General features: G+C 38.4%; 18 protein-coding genes and 1 tRNA gene. 10 read left to right on the forward strand and 9 right to left on the reverse strand.

All coding sequences use genetic code 11. From position 1 onward, the window contains the following. Positions 1–144: 144 nt before the first annotated feature. From H0W62_03755 to H0W62_03765, 3 genes are all read right to left on the reverse strand, one after another. Positions 145–2,058, reverse strand: a complete 1,914-nt coding sequence (locus H0W62_03755; GenBank protein MBA3647657.1) for a T9SS type A sorting domain-containing protein — start codon at positions 2,056–2,058, stop codon at positions 145–147. A 98-nt stretch (positions 2,059–2,156) separates the two neighbouring features. Further along, positions 2,157–3,992, reverse strand: coding sequence for a membrane protein insertase YidC (gene yidC, locus H0W62_03760; protein ID MBA3647658.1), 1,836 nt, complete (start codon positions 3,990–3,992; stop codon positions 2,157–2,159). 233 nt (positions 3,993–4,225) lie between these two features. After that, positions 4,226–5,893, reverse strand: a complete 1,668-nt coding sequence (locus H0W62_03765) for a CTP synthase (protein MBA3647659.1) — start codon at positions 5,891–5,893, stop codon at positions 4,226–4,228. Between the two features lie 339 nt (positions 5,894–6,232). Here H0W62_03765 and H0W62_03770 point away from each other — a divergent pair, with 339 nt between their 5' ends. The 3 genes from H0W62_03770 to H0W62_03780 all read left to right on the forward strand — a co-directional run bounded on the left by H0W62_03770 (position 6,233) and on the right by H0W62_03780 (position 7,802). Further along, the gene (locus H0W62_03770; GenBank protein MBA3647660.1) at positions 6,233–6,682 is read left to right on the forward strand and encodes a DUF2382 domain-containing protein; all 450 of its coding nucleotides are present in this window, start codon (positions 6,233–6,235) and stop codon (positions 6,680–6,682) included. Positions 6,683–6,723: 41 nt separating this feature from the next. Beyond that, complete coding sequence (locus H0W62_03775; protein MBA3647661.1) at positions 6,724–7,545, forward strand: YsnF/AvaK domain-containing protein; 822 nt, start codon at positions 6,724–6,726, stop codon at positions 7,543–7,545. 172 nt (positions 7,546–7,717) lie between these two features. Next, a tRNA-Ser gene (locus tag H0W62_03780) sits at positions 7,718–7,802 on the forward strand. 48 nt (positions 7,803–7,850) lie between these two features. On the opposite strand, the gene H0W62_03785 is transcribed toward H0W62_03780, so the two are convergent. Then, positions 7,851–9,344 (reverse strand): hypothetical protein, encoded by a 1,494-nt coding sequence (locus tag H0W62_03785; GenBank protein MBA3647662.1) that lies wholly within the window; start codon positions 9,342–9,344, stop codon positions 7,851–7,853. Positions 9,345–9,452: 108 nt separating this feature from the next. Between H0W62_03785 and murB the strand changes: the two genes are divergently transcribed. Next, complete coding sequence (murB, locus tag H0W62_03790; protein ID MBA3647663.1) at positions 9,453–10,466, forward strand: UDP-N-acetylmuramate dehydrogenase; 1,014 nt, start codon at positions 9,453–9,455, stop codon at positions 10,464–10,466. A gap of 39 nt (positions 10,467–10,505) precedes the next feature. Here the strand turns inward: murB and H0W62_03795 are convergent, their stop codons facing one another. Together H0W62_03795 and H0W62_03800 are read right to left on the reverse strand one after the other, a co-directional pair. Further along, positions 10,506–11,918, reverse strand: a complete 1,413-nt coding sequence (locus H0W62_03795; protein ID MBA3647664.1) for a hypothetical protein — start codon at positions 11,916–11,918, stop codon at positions 10,506–10,508. A 70-nt stretch (positions 11,919–11,988) separates the two neighbouring features. Then, a complete protein-coding gene (locus H0W62_03800) occupies positions 11,989–12,108 on the reverse strand; it encodes a hypothetical protein (GenBank protein MBA3647665.1) in 120 nt (39 codons plus the stop codon). A 753-nt stretch (positions 12,109–12,861) separates the two neighbouring features. Here H0W62_03800 and H0W62_03805 point away from each other — a divergent pair. Together H0W62_03805 and H0W62_03810 are read left to right on the forward strand one after the other, a co-directional pair. Then, entirely contained in the window at positions 12,862–13,119 is a 258-nt protein-coding gene (locus H0W62_03805; protein ID MBA3647666.1) for a hypothetical protein, read from the forward strand. Continuing rightward, positions 13,100–15,667 (forward strand): alkaline phosphatase family protein, encoded by a 2,568-nt coding sequence (locus H0W62_03810; protein ID MBA3647667.1) that lies wholly within the window; start codon positions 13,100–13,102, stop codon positions 15,665–15,667. The genes H0W62_03805 and H0W62_03810 overlap by 20 nt, the downstream gene beginning before the upstream one ends. Before the next feature lie 58 nt (positions 15,668–15,725). Here H0W62_03810 and H0W62_03815 read toward each other — a convergent pair whose 3' ends face one another. Further along, positions 15,726–16,619, reverse strand: a complete 894-nt coding sequence (locus H0W62_03815) for a T9SS type A sorting domain-containing protein (protein ID MBA3647668.1) — start codon at positions 16,617–16,619, stop codon at positions 15,726–15,728. 260 nt (positions 16,620–16,879) lie between these two features. Here H0W62_03815 and H0W62_03820 point away from each other — a divergent pair, with 260 nt between their 5' ends. After that, on the forward strand, positions 16,880–17,761 hold the full coding sequence (locus H0W62_03820; GenBank protein ID MBA3647669.1) for a T9SS type A sorting domain-containing protein: 882 nt from the start codon (positions 16,880–16,882) through the stop codon (positions 17,759–17,761). A gap of 62 nt (positions 17,762–17,823) precedes the next feature. Here the strand turns inward: H0W62_03820 and H0W62_03825 are convergent, their stop codons facing one another. Further along, positions 17,824–18,693: a WG repeat-containing protein gene (locus H0W62_03825; protein ID MBA3647670.1), complete on the reverse strand. Its 870-nt coding sequence runs from the start codon at positions 18,691–18,693 to the stop codon at positions 17,824–17,826. Positions 18,694–18,839: 146 nt separating this feature from the next. Between H0W62_03825 and guaB the strand changes: the two genes are divergently transcribed. Both guaB and pheS read left to right on the forward strand, forming a co-directional pair. Beyond that, complete coding sequence (gene guaB / locus H0W62_03830) at positions 18,840–20,309, forward strand: IMP dehydrogenase (GenBank protein ID MBA3647671.1); 1,470 nt, start codon at positions 18,840–18,842, stop codon at positions 20,307–20,309. A 72-nt stretch (positions 20,310–20,381) separates the two neighbouring features. Further along, the gene (gene pheS / locus H0W62_03835) at positions 20,382–21,377 is read left to right on the forward strand and encodes a phenylalanine--tRNA ligase subunit alpha (GenBank protein MBA3647672.1); all 996 of its coding nucleotides are present in this window, start codon (positions 20,382–20,384) and stop codon (positions 21,375–21,377) included. 27 nt (positions 21,378–21,404) lie between these two features. On the opposite strand, the gene H0W62_03840 is transcribed toward pheS, so the two are convergent. Further along, entirely contained in the window at positions 21,405–22,820 is a 1,416-nt protein-coding gene (locus H0W62_03840) for a hypothetical protein (protein ID MBA3647673.1), read from the reverse strand. Between the two features lie 128 nt (positions 22,821–22,948). On the opposite strand from H0W62_03840, the gene H0W62_03845 reads away from it, so the two are divergent. After that, positions 22,949–23,803: a 3-hydroxybutyryl-CoA dehydrogenase gene (locus tag H0W62_03845; GenBank protein ID MBA3647674.1), complete on the forward strand. Its 855-nt coding sequence runs from the start codon at positions 22,949–22,951 to the stop codon at positions 23,801–23,803. Positions 23,804–23,837: the final 34 nt, after the last annotated feature.

A 23,837-nucleotide genomic window follows, 5' to 3' on the forward strand; every position in this document is an offset into this window, starting at 1 on the left:
CGTAATCTTAATTCTCAAGTTCCATGCCTTAAAGCCATTATATGCATTTAAGACAGATCTTAATTTCATATAAAAAGAAAAACCTCAAAAGTTTCTAAACTCCTGAGGTTTTAAATAAGGAAAAATTAAATTTATACAGGCTTATTAATTGCCCGAAATTCTAATAATAGTATTATAACTTTTTGTTCCTGCTCTGGCTGAAAGCAAGTAATTACCACTTGGCAGAGTGTTTAAGTCAACAGTCACCTTTGAATTAGTCAGGTTTTGATTATTTAACTCCCTAACGGTTTGACCCAATACATTAGACACTTTGATGTCCATCTGATTTACTACAGATCCATTTATTGCTATTGTAAATACGCCTGTTGAAGGATTAGGAAAAACGTGTATATCCTCATTATTAGCCTTAATGGAGGGTATACCTACTGAAACTCCCAAATCTGAAACAGGAAATTCAACATAAGCTATAGAATTAAGCTCATTATCATTACATGGATCGGGATCATTAGTCGCAATGAATAAGCCTGAAATACCTGCACAAAAATCTTTTTGATATACGATATGAACTTTATCATCTACATAACGTGCAATAGATGCATAAACCCCCTCCTGTGTAATATCGTCCACAACATCTATAACACTATCGCCCCATGTTTGACCATGATCCTTGGTTACTATAACATAAGTATGACGGATGGCCTTTCCCACTAAATCAGTGGAGTTCTCTACCGCTGCACTATAAGCTAAATAAATATTACCATTAGAATCTATGCCGGCATTGGGCATAGTGGCCAGAGAAGAAAATCCAAATTGCCCTATAAGCAACTGCCCCGATAAATCATCAATAGGAAGATCGAGGGTATCATTTCCATTTAAATCGAGTGCACCGGTAATAGCAGCCGGAGCATTTTCTCCGAAGCTTTCGTTCCAGTACATTATAGAATTAATGCCCGGGTAGTATGAGTACAATGCATCTCCGGCAACATCATTTAAAATAAAAGCATCACCCCACCATACGTGTACCATGTTTTGGTCATCAATTAAAACACTCAGACTGCCATCACATACTTCAATACTATCCGCGTTGCCATCACCATTAATATCTGTAATGGTATCATCAGTAAAAAATGGGAAAGGATGCTGTAGAATGATGGTCTTTGTCCATGTGGATCCGTTATCCATCGACTTCCATAAAATCACATCATAGCTGATATCACCGGTTACAATAGCAACAGTATTCCCCCGGGCATCAATTTGATACGAATCACCATTGAAACCATCATAATGAGCAGTATCTTCATCAGGCAATAAAACATTAGTAGCATCCCATGTTACACCGCCATCAGTGGATCTATCATACAAAAGAGCGCCATCAAGGCCATTATAAGTAGTTCCTCCTGAAATAACAGGTGTAGTAAGCGAAATAACATGAAAATTTTCTCCCCATACTGCTGTCTTAGCCCATAAATCTCCACTCGTTGCGGGACTCTCGAGGGCTGTAGTATTAGTAATCCATTCCCCCATGCCTTTTGGCAACCGGCGGGCCTCCAGCAATTGTGCGGTAGTTGAACTGTGACCTACAACTACTTCGGCGCCACTGCTTGTAACGCCAATATTGGTAAAACCACTTCTGTTATTGCCTTCTATTCGCGTAGTAGGTTGTGACTCCCAGGAAGTACCGTCAAAATAATTATATCCTGTTCCCCTGTTCGGGAAGCCATTGGTCCAATCAGGAGAAAAAGTCCATACGGCGGATATAGTGCCATCTCCGTTATTGGAAATGCGATCGTTAACCGAACCATTCGTTTGCAAATCGTAATAGGTAGTTCCAATTGTAGTTTCAGTTATATCCCGCGCAGTTGTCGGCTGGCCTGATACTATGTGGGAAGTTTTTGCTTTTGGCACAATACCATTCCCTTTCATTTTTACATCACCTGTAAAACCATTTGCAGGAATTTTAACTGGCTTAAGTAAAGCAGGGTTTATCAGCGGTACAGTATGGTTTCTTCCTGCGGGAACACTTTGAGCAAACGCCGATCCGGTCAAAAGAGCAGCCATAATAATCATTGTAAACTTTCTCATTGAGTTTTAGTTTAAGTTTTATACTATAAGTTTAAGTTTAAAAGTAAGATGAAATAAAACAAAAATTAGTTGTCTCACCTTCTTTTTTGCTGCTGTGATTTGGTCATTTCCTCCAGTCGTTGCTGGAAACGTGATTTTTTTACAGGTTTCTTTTTATTTTCCTGGATCTGGCGGTGGATGGCTGTTTCATCAATAATATAATTTTTTACAACCCATTGCTGGATGAAAGAAAATATATTGGTAAGCGTATAATAATAGGTAAGTGCTGCAGGCAGCGAATTAAAAATTCCAAGCAACATTAATGGCATCAGGTATGTCATCCATTTCATCTGGCCGGTAACACCTGATAACTGGTTATTGTAGAGCGCAAATAAAATAGAACTGGCTGTCATAATTAATGTAAACAGGCTGACATGACTTCCATAGAAAGGAATCGCAAAATTCAGATTGGCAACGGAGTCATATGTGCTTAAATCCTTTGCCCATAAAAAAGATTGCTGCCTCAATTCAATAGAGCTTGGAAAGAATGAATACATAGCCGCGAGGATAGGCAGCTGCAATAGTAACGGAAGGCATCCTCCAATTGGATTTACACCTGCCTGTTTAAAAAGCTTCAGCTGCTCTTGCCCGAATTTCGCCTGGTCATCTTTATATTTCTCGCGCAATTGATCCAATTCAGGCTTTATAACTTTCATTTTTGCTGCTGAAACAAAAGACCTGTACGTAAAAGGAGACAGAATAAGCCGCAATGCAAGTGTCATCAACAAAATAATGACCCCATAATTAATATTGAACCTGCTTAAAAAATTAAAAATGGGAATAATGAAGTATTTATTAATTGGTGCGGCAATGAAATAAAATATACCAACACCAATAGGAATAATCTCCTGCATACCGTTGTTAAATTTTTTAAGATCCTGATAATTATTTGGACCGAAATAAAACTGCATGGGATAAGTAACCTGCGGTTCATTTTTATAAGGCAATACAAGACTCGCCGTCATGTTTTTTACGAAACGGGAAGTGTCTTCCATAGCAGTGGAAAAGTTTCCCTGGTCGAAAGGAGATTTTGTTATCAGAGTACAATTAAAAAAATGCTGTTTGAAAGCAACCCATTGGAGTGCTCCGGGAGCGCTCATTTGCCCTGTGCTGTGTTCTGAAATCTCGTCTACATCCTCATTCGTGTAACGGAAATAAACCGAGGAATAATTTCGCTCCGAAACAAGATCATTTTCCAGGTGGTTGAATTTGGTCTGCCATTCCAGGTTCAGATAGGAGTTATTACTTCGGATTACGCTATCCATTCCTACCAGCGAAAATTGGTAGCCCATCAGATATGAATTTCCTCTCAGCGTATATTTTTGTTCTATAAAACGGTTCGGTGCACTATAGGCACGGAAAATAATTGAGTTAGAATCTGCATTAAAAACCGTAAAAGAATTGCCAATGGTTTGAAAGAGCAGGTTATTCGTTTCTACCTGATTAGTTCCAGCAAAAAAAACATAATTGAATTTATTGTTGGATTCATTAAATAATATGAGCGGGCGCTGTTCAGATGTTTTATATTTTTTTAATTCAACCGAAACTACTTTGCCCCCCTTATTAGAGAGGATAACCTTTATCAGTTCATTTTCTATAGAATAATTTTGAGCTGCTTTCACAGCAGTATCTTTAAAAATGTTTTGAGCGGTGGATGGCTCAGGTGCATTATTAATAGCAGGTGCAGGTGAATTCTGCATTCCGGTTTCACCGGATGAATCTTGTATGGAATGCTGATTATTTAGTAAGGCAATTGAATCCTGCCGGTGTTTTATTTTCGCATTTTCTTCCTGAGAAGGTGTATTATAGAATATATAAGCGATCAGTAAAAGAAAAATCAGTACAAATCCAATAACTGAATTTCTGTCCATCAAATAAATTATTTATATCAAAAATTTTAAGCCCGCAAACGTACGCGAAATTTAATGAAAGACAAAGGTGGAGCCTATCTTCAGGATTGTAGAAATTAAGACTAGTCGCTTACTCTATTGGATAAATTGGAGTAAAAATTTAGCAGCTAAATGTGGAGATTTATAAGACCTAATCCTAAATTACTCAATATAAATTCTTATATCTTAAGGTTGCGAATTATAAGATTAAAGTATTATTCTGCGTAAACTCCTGCCTTTTCTTCTTTTACCTCTGCACCGCTGGATTCTTTTCTTTTCTTTTCTTCCAGACCTGCTGCAACAAATTTTACAAATAACGGATGCGGATTATCAACCGTGCTCTTCAGTTCCGGGTGATACTGAACTCCTATAAACCAGGGATGTTTCTTTAGCTCCATTGCCTCTACCAGGTTACTTTCAGGATTCATCCCCACAGCAGAAAAACCATTTTCTTCGAAAGCTGCCAGGTACCTGTTATTAAATTCATAACGATGGCGGTGACGTTCGAAAATTTTCAGCTTCTGATAAGCATTAGAAGTTTTTGTGCCTTTTTTAAGATCACATTCCATTGCTCCAAGACGCATCGTGCCTCCTTTCAGTACGATCCGCTTTTGTTCTTCCATCATATCAATTACCGGATCCAGGGTATCAGGATTCACTTCAGTAGTGTGTGCATCTTTTAGTCCTAAAACATTCCGCGCAAACTCTACAGCTGCGCACTGTAGCCCAAGGCAGATACCGAAAAATGGCAGATCATTTTCCCTCGCATAACGGATGGCGATAATTTTTCCCTCAATACCACGGGCACCAAAACCCGGTGCTACAAGAATCCCGTTCAGATCTGCCATCACATGGTGCACGTTCTGATCATTGATGTGCTCGCTGTGGATGGAAACTACTTCTACATGACATTCATTCATAGCACCTGCATGGATAAAAGCTTCACGAATGCTTTTATAGGCATCCGCCAGCTCTACATATTTCCCAATCAAGCCAATCTTCACTTCACAAGTGGGATTTTTCAGCCTCCCGAGAAACTCTTTCCATTTATCCAGGTTGGGTTCATCTCCTGAGTGCATTTTCAGTTTGCTTAGAACTGTTTTGTCAAGATTTTCTTTCAGCATAAGCAGCGGTACGTCATAAATGCTTTCTGCATCAATACTTTCCACTACAGCGTTAGTAGTTAAATTGCAAAATTGCGCCACCTTACGACGCAATTCCATATTGAGATGATATTCTGTTCGACAGACAAGAATATCCGGCTGTACGCCTTCTTCAAGTAAATCTTTTACGCTGTGCTGGGTAGGTTTTGTTTTTAATTCTTTCGCTGCTTTCAAATAAGGAATAAGCGTGAGGTGTATTACAATGCAGTTTGTATTTCCCAGTTCCCACTTCAGTTGCCGTACGGCTTCAATGTATGGCAAGCTTTCTATATCACCCACTGTGCCCCCGATTTCTGTAATTACGATATCGTATTCACCCGTACTGCCTAATAATTGGATGCGCCTCTTAATTTCATCTGTAATATGCGGTACAACCTGCACCGTTTTACCTAAATAAGCTCCTTCCCGTTCTTTAGTAATCACCTCCTGATAAATTTTACCCGTTGTAACATTGTTCGCCTGAGAGGTAGGAATATTCAGAAAACGCTCATAGTGACCCAGGTCGAGGTCTGTCTCTGCACCATCGTCAGTAACGTAACACTCTCCATGCTCATATGGATTTAAGGTCCCGGGATCTACATTGATGTAAGGATCCATTTTTTGTATCGTAACACGGAATCCGCGAGCCTGCAGAAGCTTGGCCAAAGAAGCTGAAATGATGCCTTTTCCGAGAGATGAGCTTACACCTCCCGTAACAATAATATACTTGGTAGATGACATAATGGAAATGAAACGTTACGGAATATAAAGGTACTATTTGATTTGATGATTTTGACAAATTCAGAAGATCCCACTTTGTTTTTAATTGATATTTTAGATGCCATAACTGGCTATATACAAGGTTGATTTGGAAAATCATATCCCGATTTCAAAAATAATAATATAAGAATTTAATTAAAATGTAGAGTAATTCCTACAAAACATGTTTTGAAAATACACTTTTAATTTTTTAGATTTTTATAAAGTGTCACATAATCATTGCGTTAATCCAAAATAATTTTTGGCGTGAAATTCTATGTAACGGATAAATAGTGATGCAACAATTTAAGCATAAATATATTGGAAAACGAAAATGTTTTTGAGCAGAAAAAAGAAGAAAATAATTTAATTGCGTCGAATGCAATAGAGCAGAAGGGGCAAGTCATTATTCCTGTTATCGAGGAGCAATTAAATGTCAGGAAAGAAATAATAGAGACAGGAAAAATTCACGTCTCAAAAACAATAAGTAAAGAGACTGAGATAGTTACCGTTCCTTTTATTAAGGAAGAAGTTAAAGTAGAGCGAATAGAAATTAATCAGATAGTGAGTGAGCAACCATCCGTACGGTATGAGGATAACGTTATGATAATACCGGTTGTAAAAGAAGTAGTAATAGTGGAGAAGCGGTTACTGCTTGTGGAAGAGTTGAGGGTGACTAAAAACACTGTCCAGGATGAATTTAAGCAGGAAATAATTTTATCTAAAGAAAATATAAATATTGAGCGGATACCTTCCAGCCAAAATGAGTAATAGAAAAATTTAATTTAATCATTAACCAAAAGAAAAAAACAATGACACACACAGTTATAGGTATGTTCGACGATGCATCGCAGGCCGAACAAGCAATTCAGGAATTAACAAATAATGGATTCAATATCGATAATATTGATATTGCAAAAAGAAGCAGCTCCGGTGAAGCAAATAATACAGGAGGCAGTTATCGCGGATCAACAAGCGATGCAACGGAATCCGAAAGTGGTATTGGCAGATTTTTCAACTCCCTTTTCGGGAATACAGAAGAGGCCAGCAGTTACGCTGAAGTGGCTCACAAAAGCAGTTCTATTGTAACTGTTCATGCAGAAACAGAAGAGTCAGCTACATTAGCATCGGAGATATTAGACAGATATGGATCTGTAGACGTGAATGAGCGTGCTAATCAATATGGATATTCCGGTGATTCAGGAAATAGCAGAGGTAACAGCACTATGGAAGATACCAACGAGTCTCGTTCTATTCCTATAATTGAAGAACAAGTTCAAGTGGGCAAACGTGAAGTAGAAACAGGTGGAGCACGTGTACGCAGCCGTATTGTGGAGCGTCCCGTAGAAGAAAATCTGCGCCTTCGCGAAGAGAGAGTTTGGGTAGAGAGGAATCAGGTTGACCGTGCAGCTACAGAAGAAGATTTGGCCAATTTTCAGGAGGAGGATATTGAAATAGTAGAGCATGCAGAAATTCCTGTTGTTTCAAAAGAAGCACGCGTGGTAGAAGAAATAAAAATTGGCAAAGAAATGAATGAGCGCGATGAAACAATTCGGGAAACAGTGCGCAAAACTGAAGTAGACGTGGAGAACCTTCAAAAGAAGGAAAAGTCAAAAAAGAAAAATAATTTATAACCCACCGGAATTGATTTGAGGATGGCAACTGTTAAGTTACCATCCTCATTTTTTGTATAGATCTAAGAAGAAATAAATAAAAACTTAAAAATTAAATCACAGACCTAACTTAATTGATTGTCACAATATATTGGTTTTGAGTATTGTGATCATCTCCTCTATCTTTGATTCCGGAGAGATGGCAGAGCGGTCTAACGCGGCGGTCTTGAAAACCGTTGTCCTTCACGGGACCGGGGGTTCGAATCCCTCTCTCTCCGCAACCTGGTGGCAACGTATGTTTCAGTATTAGTGTATTAAGTGTAAATCTATTTCTGATAAAAGACTACTGGCTTTTTGGTAATGCCCCAATCATACAGCATCTGCCGTACATAATAAGATTTTTCCGGCGTGCTTATTTTTTCCCATGAAAAAAAATTGGCGGAATAAGGCAATACGATAACAGAGTCCGTATTTGCACGGGAAAGTATTCGAAGCATACTCTCTTGCTCCTTTCTGGAATTATTAATTGGCAAATTTTGATACCATAAAACAGCAAGCAAAACTAAGGAAATACCTGAATATGCTGCAAGCGCCTGTCCTTGTAATTTATCCATCAACAGGGAAGTGCCAGATACAATGGTGATTACCAGCAATAAGGTTAAGGGCATAGTAACATCATATCTGAGAATAGCAGGGCGGTAAACCCGGTATCCTCCAAGCGGAACCAGGATTATGTATATCAGAACGGTGAGTGCCAAAAGCTTTAATATTCCAAACGATCTGGTGTTAAATTGTACAGGAAAAAATTTTTTAAAAAAGTAAAAATTTATAATTAAGAAAGCGTAGAAGTAAGGAAGGCCATAGTGAAAAAAATAGGGAATCAACCCTTTCAGCATTAGCTGATACCGCTCAGCTATGGTAACCGTAGTTACATTTTCAATATTAAATCTGCCGATATAAAAATCATATGCGCAAATAATAATAAATGGAATCAGCATTCCTTTTACAAGTGATGGAATGTTTTTAATGCGGCTGGACAGAGAAGCTATTTCAAAAAACGATTCATTATTTATAGCTTTCTGATAATATAATAAAAGCAGTATGCCGCTAACCATTATTCCAATTACGGGAATTAATGGTCCGGAAAAAGCGACACAAATCCCCAAAAAAATTATTCCAAACAAAGAGATATTGGAGAGAAACAATGGGTTAGGGAAAAACAAGGAACGGAAGAAAGGGTAAAAGAAGAGTAACAGCAATGAAAGAGGAAAAGCATAAAACGCAGTGTAGGTTACGGAGTGATCAATAATTGCGGCATTGTAATAACCGTGATTATACTGGAAAAAAGGGATGGTAAGCACACATCCAAAAAGAAATCTCTTCCATGAACTTTTGTGGCTGATATTTGCATACAGTGCTATTATGCAAGTCATCATCCAGTGGTTGATCCATTGAAAAATGGATGCTGTAAGAAAGAGTGCTTTAATCCTGTCCGCTACTAAGGTTGTAATAAAAGAATAGCCCTCATGAAAAAGAGAATATACAACAGCATGGCAAAACCAGCGACCTGCACCACTGTATCTATCTCCCTTCAATAATGCATCTAAACCGAAGGGATCATGAAGTATCTGGGAATGGCTTTCCATCGGAAATACAACCGGCAACACATCACCATCAATCGATGTTTGATAATATTCACTGAAAGTAAAAACCATATCACCCGCAATTATAAATACTGCTGCAATGCAAAATATTGCGGATATGTTTTTGGCAGCATTTAACATAGTATGACTGGTAAGACCAATTGAATTGGATACCATAGTTGTATTGCACTGAAAGATATAAGAATTAAAATTCTCAGGGATTTTATAACAGTAGTTTTTATCTTTTACTTTATCCTCTCAACAGCAGCAGTGTAAATTAGTGTAATGGTTATTCAGCACGACAAATCTCTACGTTCTTTTAATTCATTTGGTATTGATGCTTCTGCTAAATTCTTTGTTGAAATAAAATCAGCTGAGGAGTTTCGGGAATTAATCTCTGACCAGAATTTCAAAAAGGAGAAAAAATTAATTCTGGGAGGAGGAAGCAATATTCTTTTTACAAAAGATTTCAACGGTCTTGTTATTAAGAATGCAATTCCTGGTATAGAAGTAACAAAAGAAGACAGTTATTACCATTGGGTAAAGGCAGGTGCAGGAGAACCATGGCACCCGTTTGTAATTTTTTGCGTTAATAAAAATTTTTCAGGCATTGAAAATCTTTCTCTGATCCCGGGCCTTGTTGGTGCAGCACCGATGCAGAATATTGGTGCTTATGGAGTGGAAATTAAGGAAACCTGTGAAGAGGTGGAAGCCATTCACATAGATACCGGGGTATTACAGGTGTTTAAAAATGCGGACTGCGAATTTGGTTATCGCGAAAGTATTTTTAAAAATAAATACAGGGATCAGTTTCTTATATCGGCAGTTACCTTTAAGCTGAATAAAATATTTAAGCCAAAAATAGCATATGGCGATATTTCCCGCATGCTGGCAGAAATGCGGGTGGATGAAATCACCATTAAAGCAGTGAGTGAAGCGGTAATTAAAATCCGGTCAGCAAAGCTTCCTGATCCGGCTAAAATTGGAAATGCGGGAAGCTTTTTTAAAAACCCTGTGGTGAATAAAAAACAGTTTGAAGCTTTAGTTGCAAAATATCCTCTTATGCCGAATTATATTCAGAATAAAGGAATAAAAATTCCTGCTGCCTGGCTGATAGAGCAATGCGGTTGGAAAGGGAAAGCTGTCGGCAATGCGGGAGTACATATGCAGCAGGCACTTGTATTGGTAAATTATGGCGGTGCTACCGGTGATGAAATTATGGCACTTGCTATACAGATAAAAAATTCAGTGAAGGAAAAATTTGGGATTGAAATTTCATCCGAAGTAAATTTGGTTTAAGAACCTTGCTTAATGTTTGAACCGAACTGTTTCTGATTATTATTTAATGAATTCATAGCAGCCGATATCCGGATTGTCTGCTCTTATATTTCCCTCCAGGTCAAAAGCAATATCATTTGGAACTCCCGCATTTATACACGGTGAATTTTCTTTCAGATGGTAATCATCTTTTTGAAAAGGATCTGTAAAGAGTGACTGATCATCAATATTGAATAAATCTTGGCTAAATGAGGATGTAGTAGTATCTATATCTGAATTAACTTTTAATAAACAGTGATCGAAGCTGAAATTAAACAGTGAGGAAGTTTTACTTTCCAGATCTATCTCTTTTTCCAATGATCCATATACAATGCAATTTTTGAATATCGCATTCAAATCAGCTGTTTTATATTGGGTTACTCCGAATGAGTCTGTGTAGCTATAAAAGTTACTTAGTAACACCACCGGATCATTATGGCTGGTGATAGCAGATGAATAGTCTGCAAGCGTACAATCCTCAAAATGGTATGTACCACCATAGCCCATTGCTATATCGTTGCTTCCGCAACTATGAATCAGGCAATTTTCCCCATAGATGTCCCCGGTTAAGCTTAAAATTCCATATCCAAAAGAATAGCGGATAATAGAATTTCGAAGGGTAAGCTTAAAATTTGCAGTTTCACGAAGAGAATCCACCCGTATCGCCCAGTTATTTGTTTCCTTAATCAATGCATAGTTTATCTCATTATCATGGCTGCTCCTCAAAAACCAGATACCCTCCCATTGACCAGGAAGGTCAACATAAAATTGCTCCAGCCTGTCTCCCCTGAAAATGACAGAGTCATCCTGCTGTCCGAGGACCTTTAGTGTTCCCTGCACAAAAAAATAGGAATTGCCATGCATATATATCCTGCATCCTGGCTGAATAGTTAATGTTTGATTGGAATCCACTAAAATGGAATTCACAATCACGTAAGGCTTATCATTGATCCATGTTTGCGTTTCAATGCCAACTCCATTATAAAAATGAGCATTTTGCCCCCAGGCTTGTAAAATTACCCTCTGTTCATTTCCATTACTTTCAAACATTACCGAATCATATATCACAAAAGGATTGTCCTGGAGGTTAGGGTCTACAGTCACCGATGCAAAGATATAAATGCTGTCTTTTGCCGGAATTTCAACATTTGATATTTCATCAACCTGCCTTCCATCGATGTTAAGCCTGAAATAGGAGCTGCTTCCGTTAATGAGACGAATATTAGAGACTTTGATTTTTTTATTATTTGAATTTATCACCTTAAAATAACGGGTTGCAGAACCAACACTGGTAAAAACAGTATCAAAGGTGAGCGTATCTATCGAGAATGAAAGCTGATCAGAGGGATTGCTGGTGACCAAATCCTTCCTGCACGAAGAAAATATACATCCAAAAGCTATTAAAACACACAGAAAAAAGAACAGTCTTAACATGGATTTCACGAACGGCAAAGATCCTTTTTTATTTCAATTATAGCGACAGATGAGTACGCTGTACTAAAGATTATTGTACTGCACAGGCTATTGTTGCAATGCTTACTGTTGTGGCAGGTATTTCTAATATTGCTCTCGCACTTGCTTCCAGAGTAGAGCCGGTTGTGATAACATCATCACATAATAGAATATGTTTCCCTCAACGGAAGAAGGATGATTAACCATAAAAAGGGTTTCTACATTTTTCCATCGCTCAAACCTTGATTTATGAGTTTGTGTTTCGGATGCTTTTACCCTTTCAAGGGTATCTTTTTTCCAGGGTTTATTCATAGAAATGGATAAGCCCTCACAAAATAAATCCACCTGGTTATAAGCGCGCTGCAGTTCTTTTGAGTAATGGAGAGGCACAGGAGCAATAAGGTCAATATTCTTAAAATCTTCGCAATTAACCAGTTCGGAGCCGTAGATCATTCCTATTTTTATTCCTACTTCTTTTTTCCCTTTATATTTAAGCTGGTGAATCAAATGCTGAACGCTGTTACCCCGCTGAAAAAAATAACACGATGCCGCGCGGTGTATATCTACTCGTCCCCAAAAATGTTTTTCGATAGCATTGTTTTTTTCAAGATGAAAATTTGTTTTAGGAAGATAGTATAGGCAAAAGGTGCAGATCACATCTTCACCGCTATTTAATGCGTTTCCGCAGGAAGCACATAATTTCGGGTAAAAAAGTGAAATAAAGTCACCAATATATTGTGAAGCAATATTCATAGGCTTATTTAATATACTAATTAACAATATAATGTACAATTAAATGTTTGTTGAGATGTTAATATTTATCAGATATTATGTCCGCTCTCACTCATATTAGTTAAGCCTAAATTTATTTTTTTTAAAGTGTTTAGCATTGCATCTTCGTTATGTAATTTTTAATTTTCTTTAAATGGATAATAAAACACAGGAACTTAAGCAATTTGAAATACCACCCGAAGGGTCTTTAGGTCTTCTGGCGCTTGGAGCTGTAGGCCTTAGGGCATGGAGACAAGTACGTTCTAAATCCGATTATGAACAAAAATTAATTGATCGGTCTAAGGAGATGGAGAAGGAAATGCAGAAAAAGATGGAAGAAAGGAAAGTAAAACAGGAAGAAGAAAAAGCGAAACAGCAAGAAATAAAAAACAATGAGCAAACGAATAGCTAAAAAGGTTCTGCTGGTCGGGTGGGATGCCGCAGACTGGAAAGTGATAAATCCTCTTATGGATAATGGTATTATGCCTACTTTAAATCAGTTCGTTAACGATGGTGTTATAGGAAATCTCGCAACCCTCGACCCGCCTTTATCACCCATACTCTGGACCTCCATTGCTACCGGCAAGCTGGCTGACAAGCATGGGATTCTTGGATTTGTTGAACCAGACTCTAAAAAGATGGAAGTGCGCCCTTCTCTTTCTACGTCGCGCAAAGTGAAGGCAATCTGGAATATACTTTCGCAGGAAGGTTTTAAATCCAATGTAGTTGGATGGTGGCCCAGCCATCCTGCTGAACCAATTAATGGAGTGATGGTTTCTAATTTCTATCAGAAAGCAGTAAGCGTTTACCATAAGCCATGGCCAATGGCAGCAGGCACAGTACATCCTAAGGATATGGAAGAAGTAATGCGGGAGATGAGAGTCCATCCCGCAGAACTCACACTTTCTCACATGGCACCTTTTTTCCCAAACTATAAAGATATTGATCAGGAAAAAGATGGGCGCATGGCGGCAGGAGCTAAAATTTTAGCCCATTCAGCCAGTATTCATAATGCCGCTACCTGGATCATGGAAAACACGGAATGGGATTTCATGGCAGTTTATCATGACGCTATAGATCACTATAGCCATAGTTTTATGAGATTTTATCCTCCCCAACGGCCGGGCATTCCTGACGATTTATATCATGCCTATAAAGATGCGGTAAGCGGCATGTACCGGTTTCATGATATGATGCTTGAACGCTACCTTGAACTGGCAGGTGAAGACACTACGGTGATTATTATGAGTGATCATGGATTCCATTCTGATCATCTTCGGCCCAACAGATTGCCTAAAGAGCCGGCAGGACCCGCATATGAGCATTCTCCCTATGGAATTGTTTGCATTAAGGGCCCGGCTATTCAGACTGACCAGAGGGTTTATGGCGCAACATTGTTGGATATTACTCCAACCCTGTTGACAATGTTTGGATTGCCGGTGGGAAAAGATATGGATGGAAAGGTGCTTTCTCAAATATTTGAGGAGCCGGTGCAACCAGAGTTTATTGAAAGCTGGGAACAGGTTCCAGGTGATTCAGGTATGCATGCTGCCGATCAGCAGGAAGATCCATGGGCAGCGAAAGAGGCAATGCAACAATTGGTAGAGCTGGGCTATATTGATGCTCCAGGCGAAGACAAGCAAAAAAACCTGGATAATGTTACCAGTGAATCTCAGTATTATCTCGCAAGGGTGCTTACTTACCGGAAAGATTGGGCAAAGGCAGCAGAAATACTCGAAGAGATTTTTACAAAGAACCAGGAGTTGCGCTATGGTCTTGCTTTAATTAATTGCTATCAGAAAATGCGCAAGGTGGCAGAGTACCGCTCAACGCTCGATAAGGTTAGGGCGCTGGAAGCAGGTAACATGGTAAAGGTAGATATCATGGAGGCTTCACTTCTTTTATTAGAATACAAACCCAGAAAAGCCCTAGAACTGCTGTTAAAAGCAGAACAGGAAGCAGGCCACATCTCCCAGTTGCATGTACAGATTGGAAGGATTTATCTTAAAAGCCAGCAATATGAAGCTGCAGAGCGTGCTTTCATCAAGGCTTTGTCAATTGATTCCCAGCAGGCGAATGCACATCATGGTCTTGCCCTTACTTATCTCCGGCAGGAAAAATTTGAAGAAGCGGCTGAAGAATGCCTTAACGCAATTGGTCTCTCCTATTACTATCCAATTGCACATTTTCACCTCGGCGAGGCGCTCATGAACCTGGAGGAATATGAACGTGCTGCAGATGCCTTTGAAGTGTGCTGTGCTATTGCGCCCGGTAATAGAAAAGCGCATTTATGGCTCATTAAATTGTACGAAGAAAAATTAAATAATAATTCGAAAGCAGAGGAGCATCGCAAATTTATTAATGAAAGAATAAAGGGCACCATAACCGTGGTTACCGGTTTGCCTCGTTCCGGAACATCTATGATGATGCAAATGCTGGAGGCCGGTGGTGAGGAAATTCTTACTGATAAAATACGCACTCCTGATGAAAATAATCCGAAAGGCTATTGGGAATTTGAGAAGGTAAAAAAAGTGATGACCGATGTATCCTGGCTTGATGAAGCAACAGGTAAAGTTGTGAAGATAGTGGCTCCGCTTTTAAGTTACCTTCCTCCGAAATATGATTATAAAATTATTTTTATGCAAAGGGATATGGCGGAAATATTACGCTCGCAGCAAATTATGCTTGGCAAAAAAACTGAAATCAGGAAGAATGCCTATCCTATTGTATTAAGCGAAGCCTTTAAAAAACAGTTAGAGCAGGCTGAGGCATGGCTGAAACGTTCTCCTAATGCAGAGTTGTTGTATGTTGATTATACCAGTGTAATTGATAACCCCTCTGAATCGGCAGAAAATGTAGCAGAATTTTTAGGGGCAGAACTTAATATTCAGGCTATGACCGAAGTCGTTGATATTGCATTATATCGAAACAGAGCATCTGTTGGAGATGAAAAAAAATAGGTGATCGCCAATGATATAAAGATACCATCAGCCATCACCCATTAGAATCTGGTATATCCTAATTTGTTAATGCAATTTTAACCGAAAATGTTTTCCCGTCATTATATACAGTGGCTATATATACACCCATTGGTAAATCGGATACGTTAATGTGACTGGTCGACTTCGACAACTCAACATTTTTTACTATTTGACCCAACACACTTCTAAGTTCTAATTGAGCATTGTTTAAAACAGAATTATCCATTATAATATTAAGTATGCCGTCATAAGCATAAATATTTATCTTTAAATCAGCTACAGCATTAATTCCTGTCGGATCACCCTGGCCTGCAAAAACAGGCTGCCCGGCTTTAGGATTATAGGCATAGTCTTTCAATTTTATAGATTGTCCGTCTTCACTGACTGAACAGCGAACCCATCCATAAAATTGGCTGCTGTCTTTTGTTATGCGAAGAGGCATATACATGTCTTCTACACCAAACCAATTTCCATAAGGACTGGCTTTATAGGTATAAGCAATTTGGGCAGGAAAAAAATAGGTTTGATTATTATATTGAAAAAGCAGGTCTTTTAAGTCAAAAAATTTAACTGCGGTATCAATTTTCTCACTCATGGAAAAGACATACGGATAGCCGTAATTTCCATCAAATGCATTCTTTTTTAAAGACCCCCCAACAGCATTATATACGCCGGCTGCCTGACTATAGCCAGGTGTCATTACAGCACCTTTGCCATTTCCGGCTAAATCCATTGTAAATGTATAATCACCAGTTCCATCATTATTCAGATCCAGAATATATTGAGCCTGGTCTGTGTTCAGTGTTGTATCCGGTGAAATATCTGTATATACTACCTGCGCATTTGCAGCTGCAGCGCTTGAAAGCACTGTTCCTACAGAAGCAGAATAGGCTTTTAGTTTGTTTAAAAGTGTAGATTTTTCGTTTTTCATGAATTTGATTTTTTCAAACTTAGATCAAAATGGGACTTAAAAAAAATTTCTTTTGAAATGAAATTTTATTGCAGCGGGAAGTAAAGCAGAAATTGCTTTTTTCTGAATGATTGCAACACTGTTACTTTTAGGAATTGATTTTATTAATTTCAATACTTAAGCTCATCTTCAGATGGTATAATTTTAGTATATATAAGCTTCTAATTTTTGCATTTCTCTGTTATAAATATTTCTTAGTTTTAAAATCAAAACCTATTCACATGAAAAAAGATTACTCTAGTCTCATTAAAAAGTTAAAACAATATTCAGCCCTTGCTGCTCCTTTAATAGGGGCTGCAACTGCAGCCAACGCTCAAATTGTTTATACAAATGTTCAACCTGATGCCACCATTTCAAAAAATCAGCAAGGTTATCCCATTGATTTGGATCAGGATGGCACAAATGATTTTATTATCGGTGTAATAGATACAGTGGTTCAATTTAGCGATAAAGATTACTTCTTCCATGAAGTTCTCGCTGATCCTTATAATGACAATTCTGTTGTAGCTACCACCTTTCAAAGTAATGGATTCACCTTTGTTTACCCTATATATTTTAATAAAGGAAACGTTATTAAGCCTGAGTTAGGATGGAATAATGCAGCTTCTCAGACAATGGCTGATTTCCAGGGTTACGTATCAACCAACGGAAATGGATATGGCAGCTGGAATAATGTTACAGATAAATATCTGGGTTTACGGATTAAAAAGGGCAGCAAGGAATATTATGGTTGGGCCCGGTTAGATATAAAAGCATCAAAGGATACCGTTTATTTCACACTAAAAGATTATGCTGTTCAATCTACTCCGGATACAGCCATCGAGGCAGGGGATAATGGTGGTGTACCCACAGGAATTTTTCAGACTACAACTAATGACATAGCCATTTTTGCATACGAAAATCAGGTACACGTTTCGGCTCCTTCTTCATCGAAAGGCTCAATGCTGATCCGCTTAATGAATATGCAGGGGCAGGATGTAAAAGTTTATTCTGTTAACCAAAATCAATATCAATTTACAGTTGCGGATCTTCCAAGAGGGCTCTACATGGTATCTGTAGAACAGGAGGGGACTATTAAAACCAGGAAAATTTCTTTAAGATAATCTATACTGTCTAATAAAAAGGAGAAGCCTCTTCAGAGAGGCTTCCCCTTTTTATTAGTCACTTATTTAGGGCAGTTAAATTCTTCTGTATTCAGGCAATGTCCTTTCTTATCAATATAAAATTGCTTGCTTTTCATCTCTACAAGGGCACGGCCATCTTCAAACGTTCCCAGCTTATCATAAACCATAGGAATAGTGATCGTATTATTTAAATCAATATAGCCACCCTTATCCCCAATCATAACACCGGCTAAATCCTCTGAAAAAAGAAATGCGTAATCGTATTCAGGTTTTATTATTTCTGCACCCTGACGGTTTATATATCCCCATTTATTGCTTTTGTTAACCGGTGCGAGCCCTTCTGAAAATTCACCTATCTCCAGGTACTTCATAGGTATTACAAAATTTCCTTTTTGATCGATTATGCCGGCTAAACCATTTTTTTCAACTACAGCCAAACCCTGGGAAAAAGGCATGCAATAATCATAAGTAATCGGAATTACCACAGTTCCGGATTTATCGAGATACCCAGCCTCTTCATCTTTTATGATTACAGCAAGACCTTCACTAAAGCTATTCACCTCTTCATATTGCAATGGCACAACTATTTTTCCGGATTTGTCTATAAATCCCCAACTATTTCCATCGCTTACTGCAGCCAGGCCTTCAGAAAAAGAATTCACTTCTGCAAACTGAGGTGGAATAACCTCTTTCCCTGATTTATCAATAAAGCCAAATTTATCTCCTCTCTCAACGGCGGCCACACCTTCTGCAAAAGAAAATAACTGCTGGTATTTTGCAGGTACTATTACTTTGCCACCGACGGATTCTTTAATCCCATAAAGGTTGTTTTCTTCAAAAGATTCGAGTTGCTGCGCCACGGCACGTAAACCTATAAATGTAATTAATATACAAGCCAATAGTTTGTTCATAGCAGTGTTGAAATTTTAATTACAATAGGCCATTGTAAGGCGGAAAAATATTTTCAAGCCGGCTGCAAATATCTTCATAGTTCTCAAATTTCCATTATCTTTTATAGGGAAACCCAATTACTTTATCTTTGCACAACCGTTTTATAATGACTTCTGAAGCTGATAAAATTATTCTGGATGGATTAACTTATGAGGATGTACTGCTGCTTCCCGCCTATTCTGAAGTGCTTCCCCGTGAGGTAAAGCTGAATTCGCGCCTTACAAAAAATATTGAAATAAGCGTACCGATTATTTCAGCCGCGATGGACACAGTTACAGACTGGGAAATGGCCATTGCTATGGCAAGCAATGGCGGCATCGGAATACTTCATAAAAATATGAGCATTGAACGGCAGGCTGAAGCAGTCCGGAAGGTGAAGCGCAGTGAAAGCGGGTTGATTATTGATCCGATTACCCTGCATCCTGATGACACACTTGGCATAGCACGTCAGCTGATGAAGGACCATAAAATAGGAGGGATACCAGTAGTAGATCAGTCTGGTTTACTGGTTGGAATACTTACCAATCGGGATTTGCGCTTTGAAAAAAATATGAAGCGTAAAATTTCAGAAGTAATGACCAGGGGACAGCTCATCACGGCTCCCGAGGGAACTGATTTAAAAAAAGCGGAAATAATTCTGCAGGAGAATAAAGTGGAGAAGCTTCCCGTAGTCGATACCAAAGGTTACCTTAAAGGACTAATTACCTACAGGGATATTATCAATTTAAAAAGCCATCCTAATGCGTGCAAAGACAGATATGGAAGATTACTGGTAGGGGCAGCGGTCGGTGTCACGTCAAATATGCTTGATCGGATCTCAGCACTGAAGCAAAACGGAGTCGATGTGGTTTGCATCGATACTGCACATGGGCATTCCCGTGGTGTTTTAGATTCAATAAGGAAGGTGAAGGATAATTTTAAGGATCTCGAGATAATTGCAGGAAACGTAGCAACCAGGGAAGGTGCTCTTGCCATAGCAGAAGCGGGTGCAGATGCAGTAAAGGTTGGCGTAGGCCCCGGTTCGATTTGCACCACCAGGATTGTAACAGGAGCAGGTGTACCACAGCTCACCGCTGTTATGGAGGCTGCAAAAGGATTGGAACATACTGATGTTCCAATAATAGCTGATGGCGGGATACGCTTTACAGGGGATATTGTAAAGGCAATTGCAGCAGGAGCGGATACTGTAATGGCAGGATCTCTTTTTGCAGGCGTTGAAGAGTCTCCCGGTGAAACTATAATTTTTGAAGGAAGAAAATTTAAGTCATACCGCGGTATGGGTTCCGTAGAGGCTATGCAGGAAGGATCTAAAGACCGGTATTTTCAGGATGCGGAAGATGATATTAAAAAATTAGTGCCGGAGGGAATTGTAGGAAGAGTGCCTTTTAAAGGCTCACTTACCGAAGTGATGATTCAATACATTGGCGGATTACGTGCAGGCATGGGATACTGCGGTGCACCTGATATTCCAACTCTTCAGAAAGCAAAATTTGTAAGGGTTTCGGCGGCCGCTATGCGCGAAAGCCATGTACATGATGTAGTAATTACTAATGAGGCACCTAACTATTCAAGGTGATCTTTTTAATCGCTAGCTGAATGTGTCGAATCTGATATACAGAGATTTCATAATCTCAAAATTGTTCAATTTATGGAAGTGCTTAAAAGCATAGAGGATATACAAGCTGAAATAAATAATACGCCGATAACGGATAGTACCTCGTTAGAGCAGTTCAGAATAAAATACTTGGGGAGCAAAAATGTTTTGAAAGACCTTTTTGCAGAAATAATAAATGTTCCATCTTCTGAAAGGAGAGAATTCGGTCAGCTGATTAATACGCTTAAGCTAAAAGCAGAAGCAAGGTTTGAAAAAGAAAAAAAGGATTTAGAATTTTCTAGCGAAAAAGTAAATGAAGAAATTGATGTAACCCGTCCCGCAAATTTTATCCGTATCGGATCCCTCCATCCTGTCTCTATTGTTAAAAACAAGGTGATTGATATTTTTTCCCGTTTAGGGTTTACTGTTGCCGAGGGTCCGGAGATTGAAGATGAGTGGCATAATTTTACTGCTCTGAACACCCCTGAAAATCATCCTGCGAGGGACATGACGGATTCATTTTACATCGAATATCCAAACGTGATTTTACGCTCTCAAACCAGCAATGTACAGGTCCGGGTTATGGAAACCCACAAACCACCCATAAGGATTATCGCCCCGGGTCGTGTTTATCGCAATGAAACCATAACCTATAAACACCACATTATTTTCCACCAGTTAGAAGGGCTTTATATTGATAAAGATGTCTCTTTTGCCGACCTGAAGCAAACGCTTCATTATTTTTTTTATGAATTTTTTGGAGCAGAGTATGAATACCGTTTGCGCCCATCCTATTTTCCATTCACCGAACCTTCTGCAGAGATGGATATTCGAAAAAAAGGCAATACCGAATGGATGGAGCTTCTTGGTTGCGGGATGGTGCATCCTAAGGTTCTGGAAAATTGCGGTATAGATCCTGCAATATATTCGGGATATGCATGGGGAATGGGCATTGAGAGATTGCCCTTGCTAAAATATGGTATAACTGATATCCGATTATTGTTTGAAAACGATGTGCGCTTTCTCGAACAGTTTGAGGGTGTATGGTAATTTATTTTAAACTCATTTATTCCCATTTCAGAAGATCACCTTATTCAATTCTTTAACCATATTCCTCCTATGGCTGTACTTCACCTTAAACTCGTTTACCAATAACCTGATTGTCTCATTGCCGGAAGGAAGAGATTGAATCTTTTTCATGGTTGTGCACAGATAAATATAATGATTTCGGCCTAAGTTGTGTTCTGCGTAACGCCTCAGTGCTTCTTTATAGACTTCTACCACTTCCACCGGAAATTTATCTTTTAAATATTCGAAACAGGATTCTGCAAACCCGAGCGATTCATTTTTTTTAAGGAGCTGCAATAATTTTAAAAAATCCTGCTCTTCTATATATAGTGATGAAAGCGCGTAAATATTTTTTATTCCAAAATTCCGTTCACTTTTTATTTTATCAGCTATAGATTCTGCTTTCTCTTTCCAATCACGCAGAGAATAAGTTTCTTTTACAATGCGATAATAATTTATGTCGTAGCCCTCAAAAAATAGCCTTAAGGCAATGTTTCTGATATTTCGAATATCATTTTCCTTTTGAGCAACCATAAGCAGCATTTTATCCCACTGTGAGCTTACATTCAGGCGGGACTGCTGTTCTTCAATCAGCTTACTTTCTTTAATCAGTTTTTTAGCCATACTGAAATTTTCCTGCAGGATTGCGGTGTCTATCAACTGCGCGCGGAAAGATGAAATATGAAGATTCCCCGATATCACTTTTTGAGCTTCCTCTTTTAAATTCATTATTTCAAGCAGCTCGACTTTTCTTCGCAATAAATACTCTTCAAAATATTTGATTCTTGAAAGCTCACCTTGATTTTTTAATGTTTCAATATAGTTGTTTATAATCTTCAGCAGCTCGTTGAATTTACTTTTTTCAATGAAGTCATTAGCGAGTAAATTCAGCCAATAAATATTTTTTTGGTCTTGTTTCGTGATCGCGGCCACAGCAAGATTTATTATTTCTTCTTTTAAATCGTAACCGGCATCAGAACTTAATATGGCTTGAAGAATATCAAAAGACCGACCGATGCAACTTTCAAACAGTTCCGGAATTTCATCTGTATCAAAATTTTGTAATGGCAATTCTATCAGCGTAACAGCTAAATGAAATGGATCCAGAAAATTGTTTTCTAAGAGTTGATCATCTGCCTCATTAAATAAATAATTCAACCTGTCACCCAATTGTTTTTCTCCGGATTTTGAAATGAATCCTTTCTCATCTGCGGCACTGTATAAGATGCTGCTGAGCAAAGTGAGAAACTTTTTGGTGCCATGTCCGGGTAACTTATCGGTAAAGTGCAGTAATAAATCCGTACGGAATCCTTGATTAAGAACAGCAAATTCTTCGATGAATTTTTTCAGATCGCGACTCCTTATTTTTTTCATCAGTATACGAAATGAATCCATTCCTGATGATGATGTCAAATCCTTTTCCACCGTTTTCTATTAAGTAAACCTATAAAGATAGGCCTTTGCAGAAAGCGTTTTTCTGTTATCCCAAAAGATGGGAACCTATAAATCCTATCATCCTTATAAAAATTATCTTTGAAAAAAGACAAATCATTATGAAACTGGATGAAGTAAAGTGTATTGCAGTTATAGGGTCTGGTATTATGGGTTCCGGTATCGCACAAATCATTGCTCATGCAGGTTATAAAACTATCTTGTATGATGTGCAGCGTGAGGCGACACTGAAAGGCCTTGATATCATTAAAAAAAATCTGCAAAGTGCAGTAGAAAAGAAAAAAATTTTAAAAGAAGAACAGGATCAATTGCTTTCGAGAATAACACTTTCATCCAATTTTTCTGATTTAAAATGTGAATTAGTCATTGAAGCAATAATAGAAAGGCTGGAGACCAAATCAGAACTTTTTACTAAGCTTGAAATGCTAAATGATCACAACACTATTATCTGTACGAATACATCTTCTATTCCCATCACTCTTCTTGCAAAAGAATTACACCATCCTGAACGATTGGTAGGAATGCACTTTTTTAATCCTGCCCATATAATGACATTGGTGGAAGTGATATCAGGCCCGGCAACAAGCAATGAAAATGCAACCACTGTTTTTCTTCTTGCTCAAAAAATGGGAAAAAGCCCCGTAATGGTAAAAGATGCTCCCGGCTTTATTGTAAACAGAATTGGGAAATTATACCATACAGAATCATTAAAAATCCTGGAAGAGCAGATCGCGGCAATGGAGGCCATTGATGCATTACTGGAATCAAGCGGATTCAAAATGGGCCCATTCAAGCTGATTGATCTTATCGGGGTCGATGCAAATCTGAATGTTACAAAATCTCTTTATGATTTATTTAACCAGGAACCAAAGTTTCGGCCCAGCCGTATTCAACAGCAGCTGGTTGATGCCGGATCATTAGGAAGAAAAACAGGTGCAGGGTTTTATCAATACTAATTATTTGATTTAAACAGTCAGATGTAATTGTAAA

It is taken from the genome of Chitinophagales bacterium, from assembly GCA_013816805.1.
GTDB lineage: Bacteria > Bacteroidota > Bacteroidia > Chitinophagales > UBA10324 > MGR-bin340.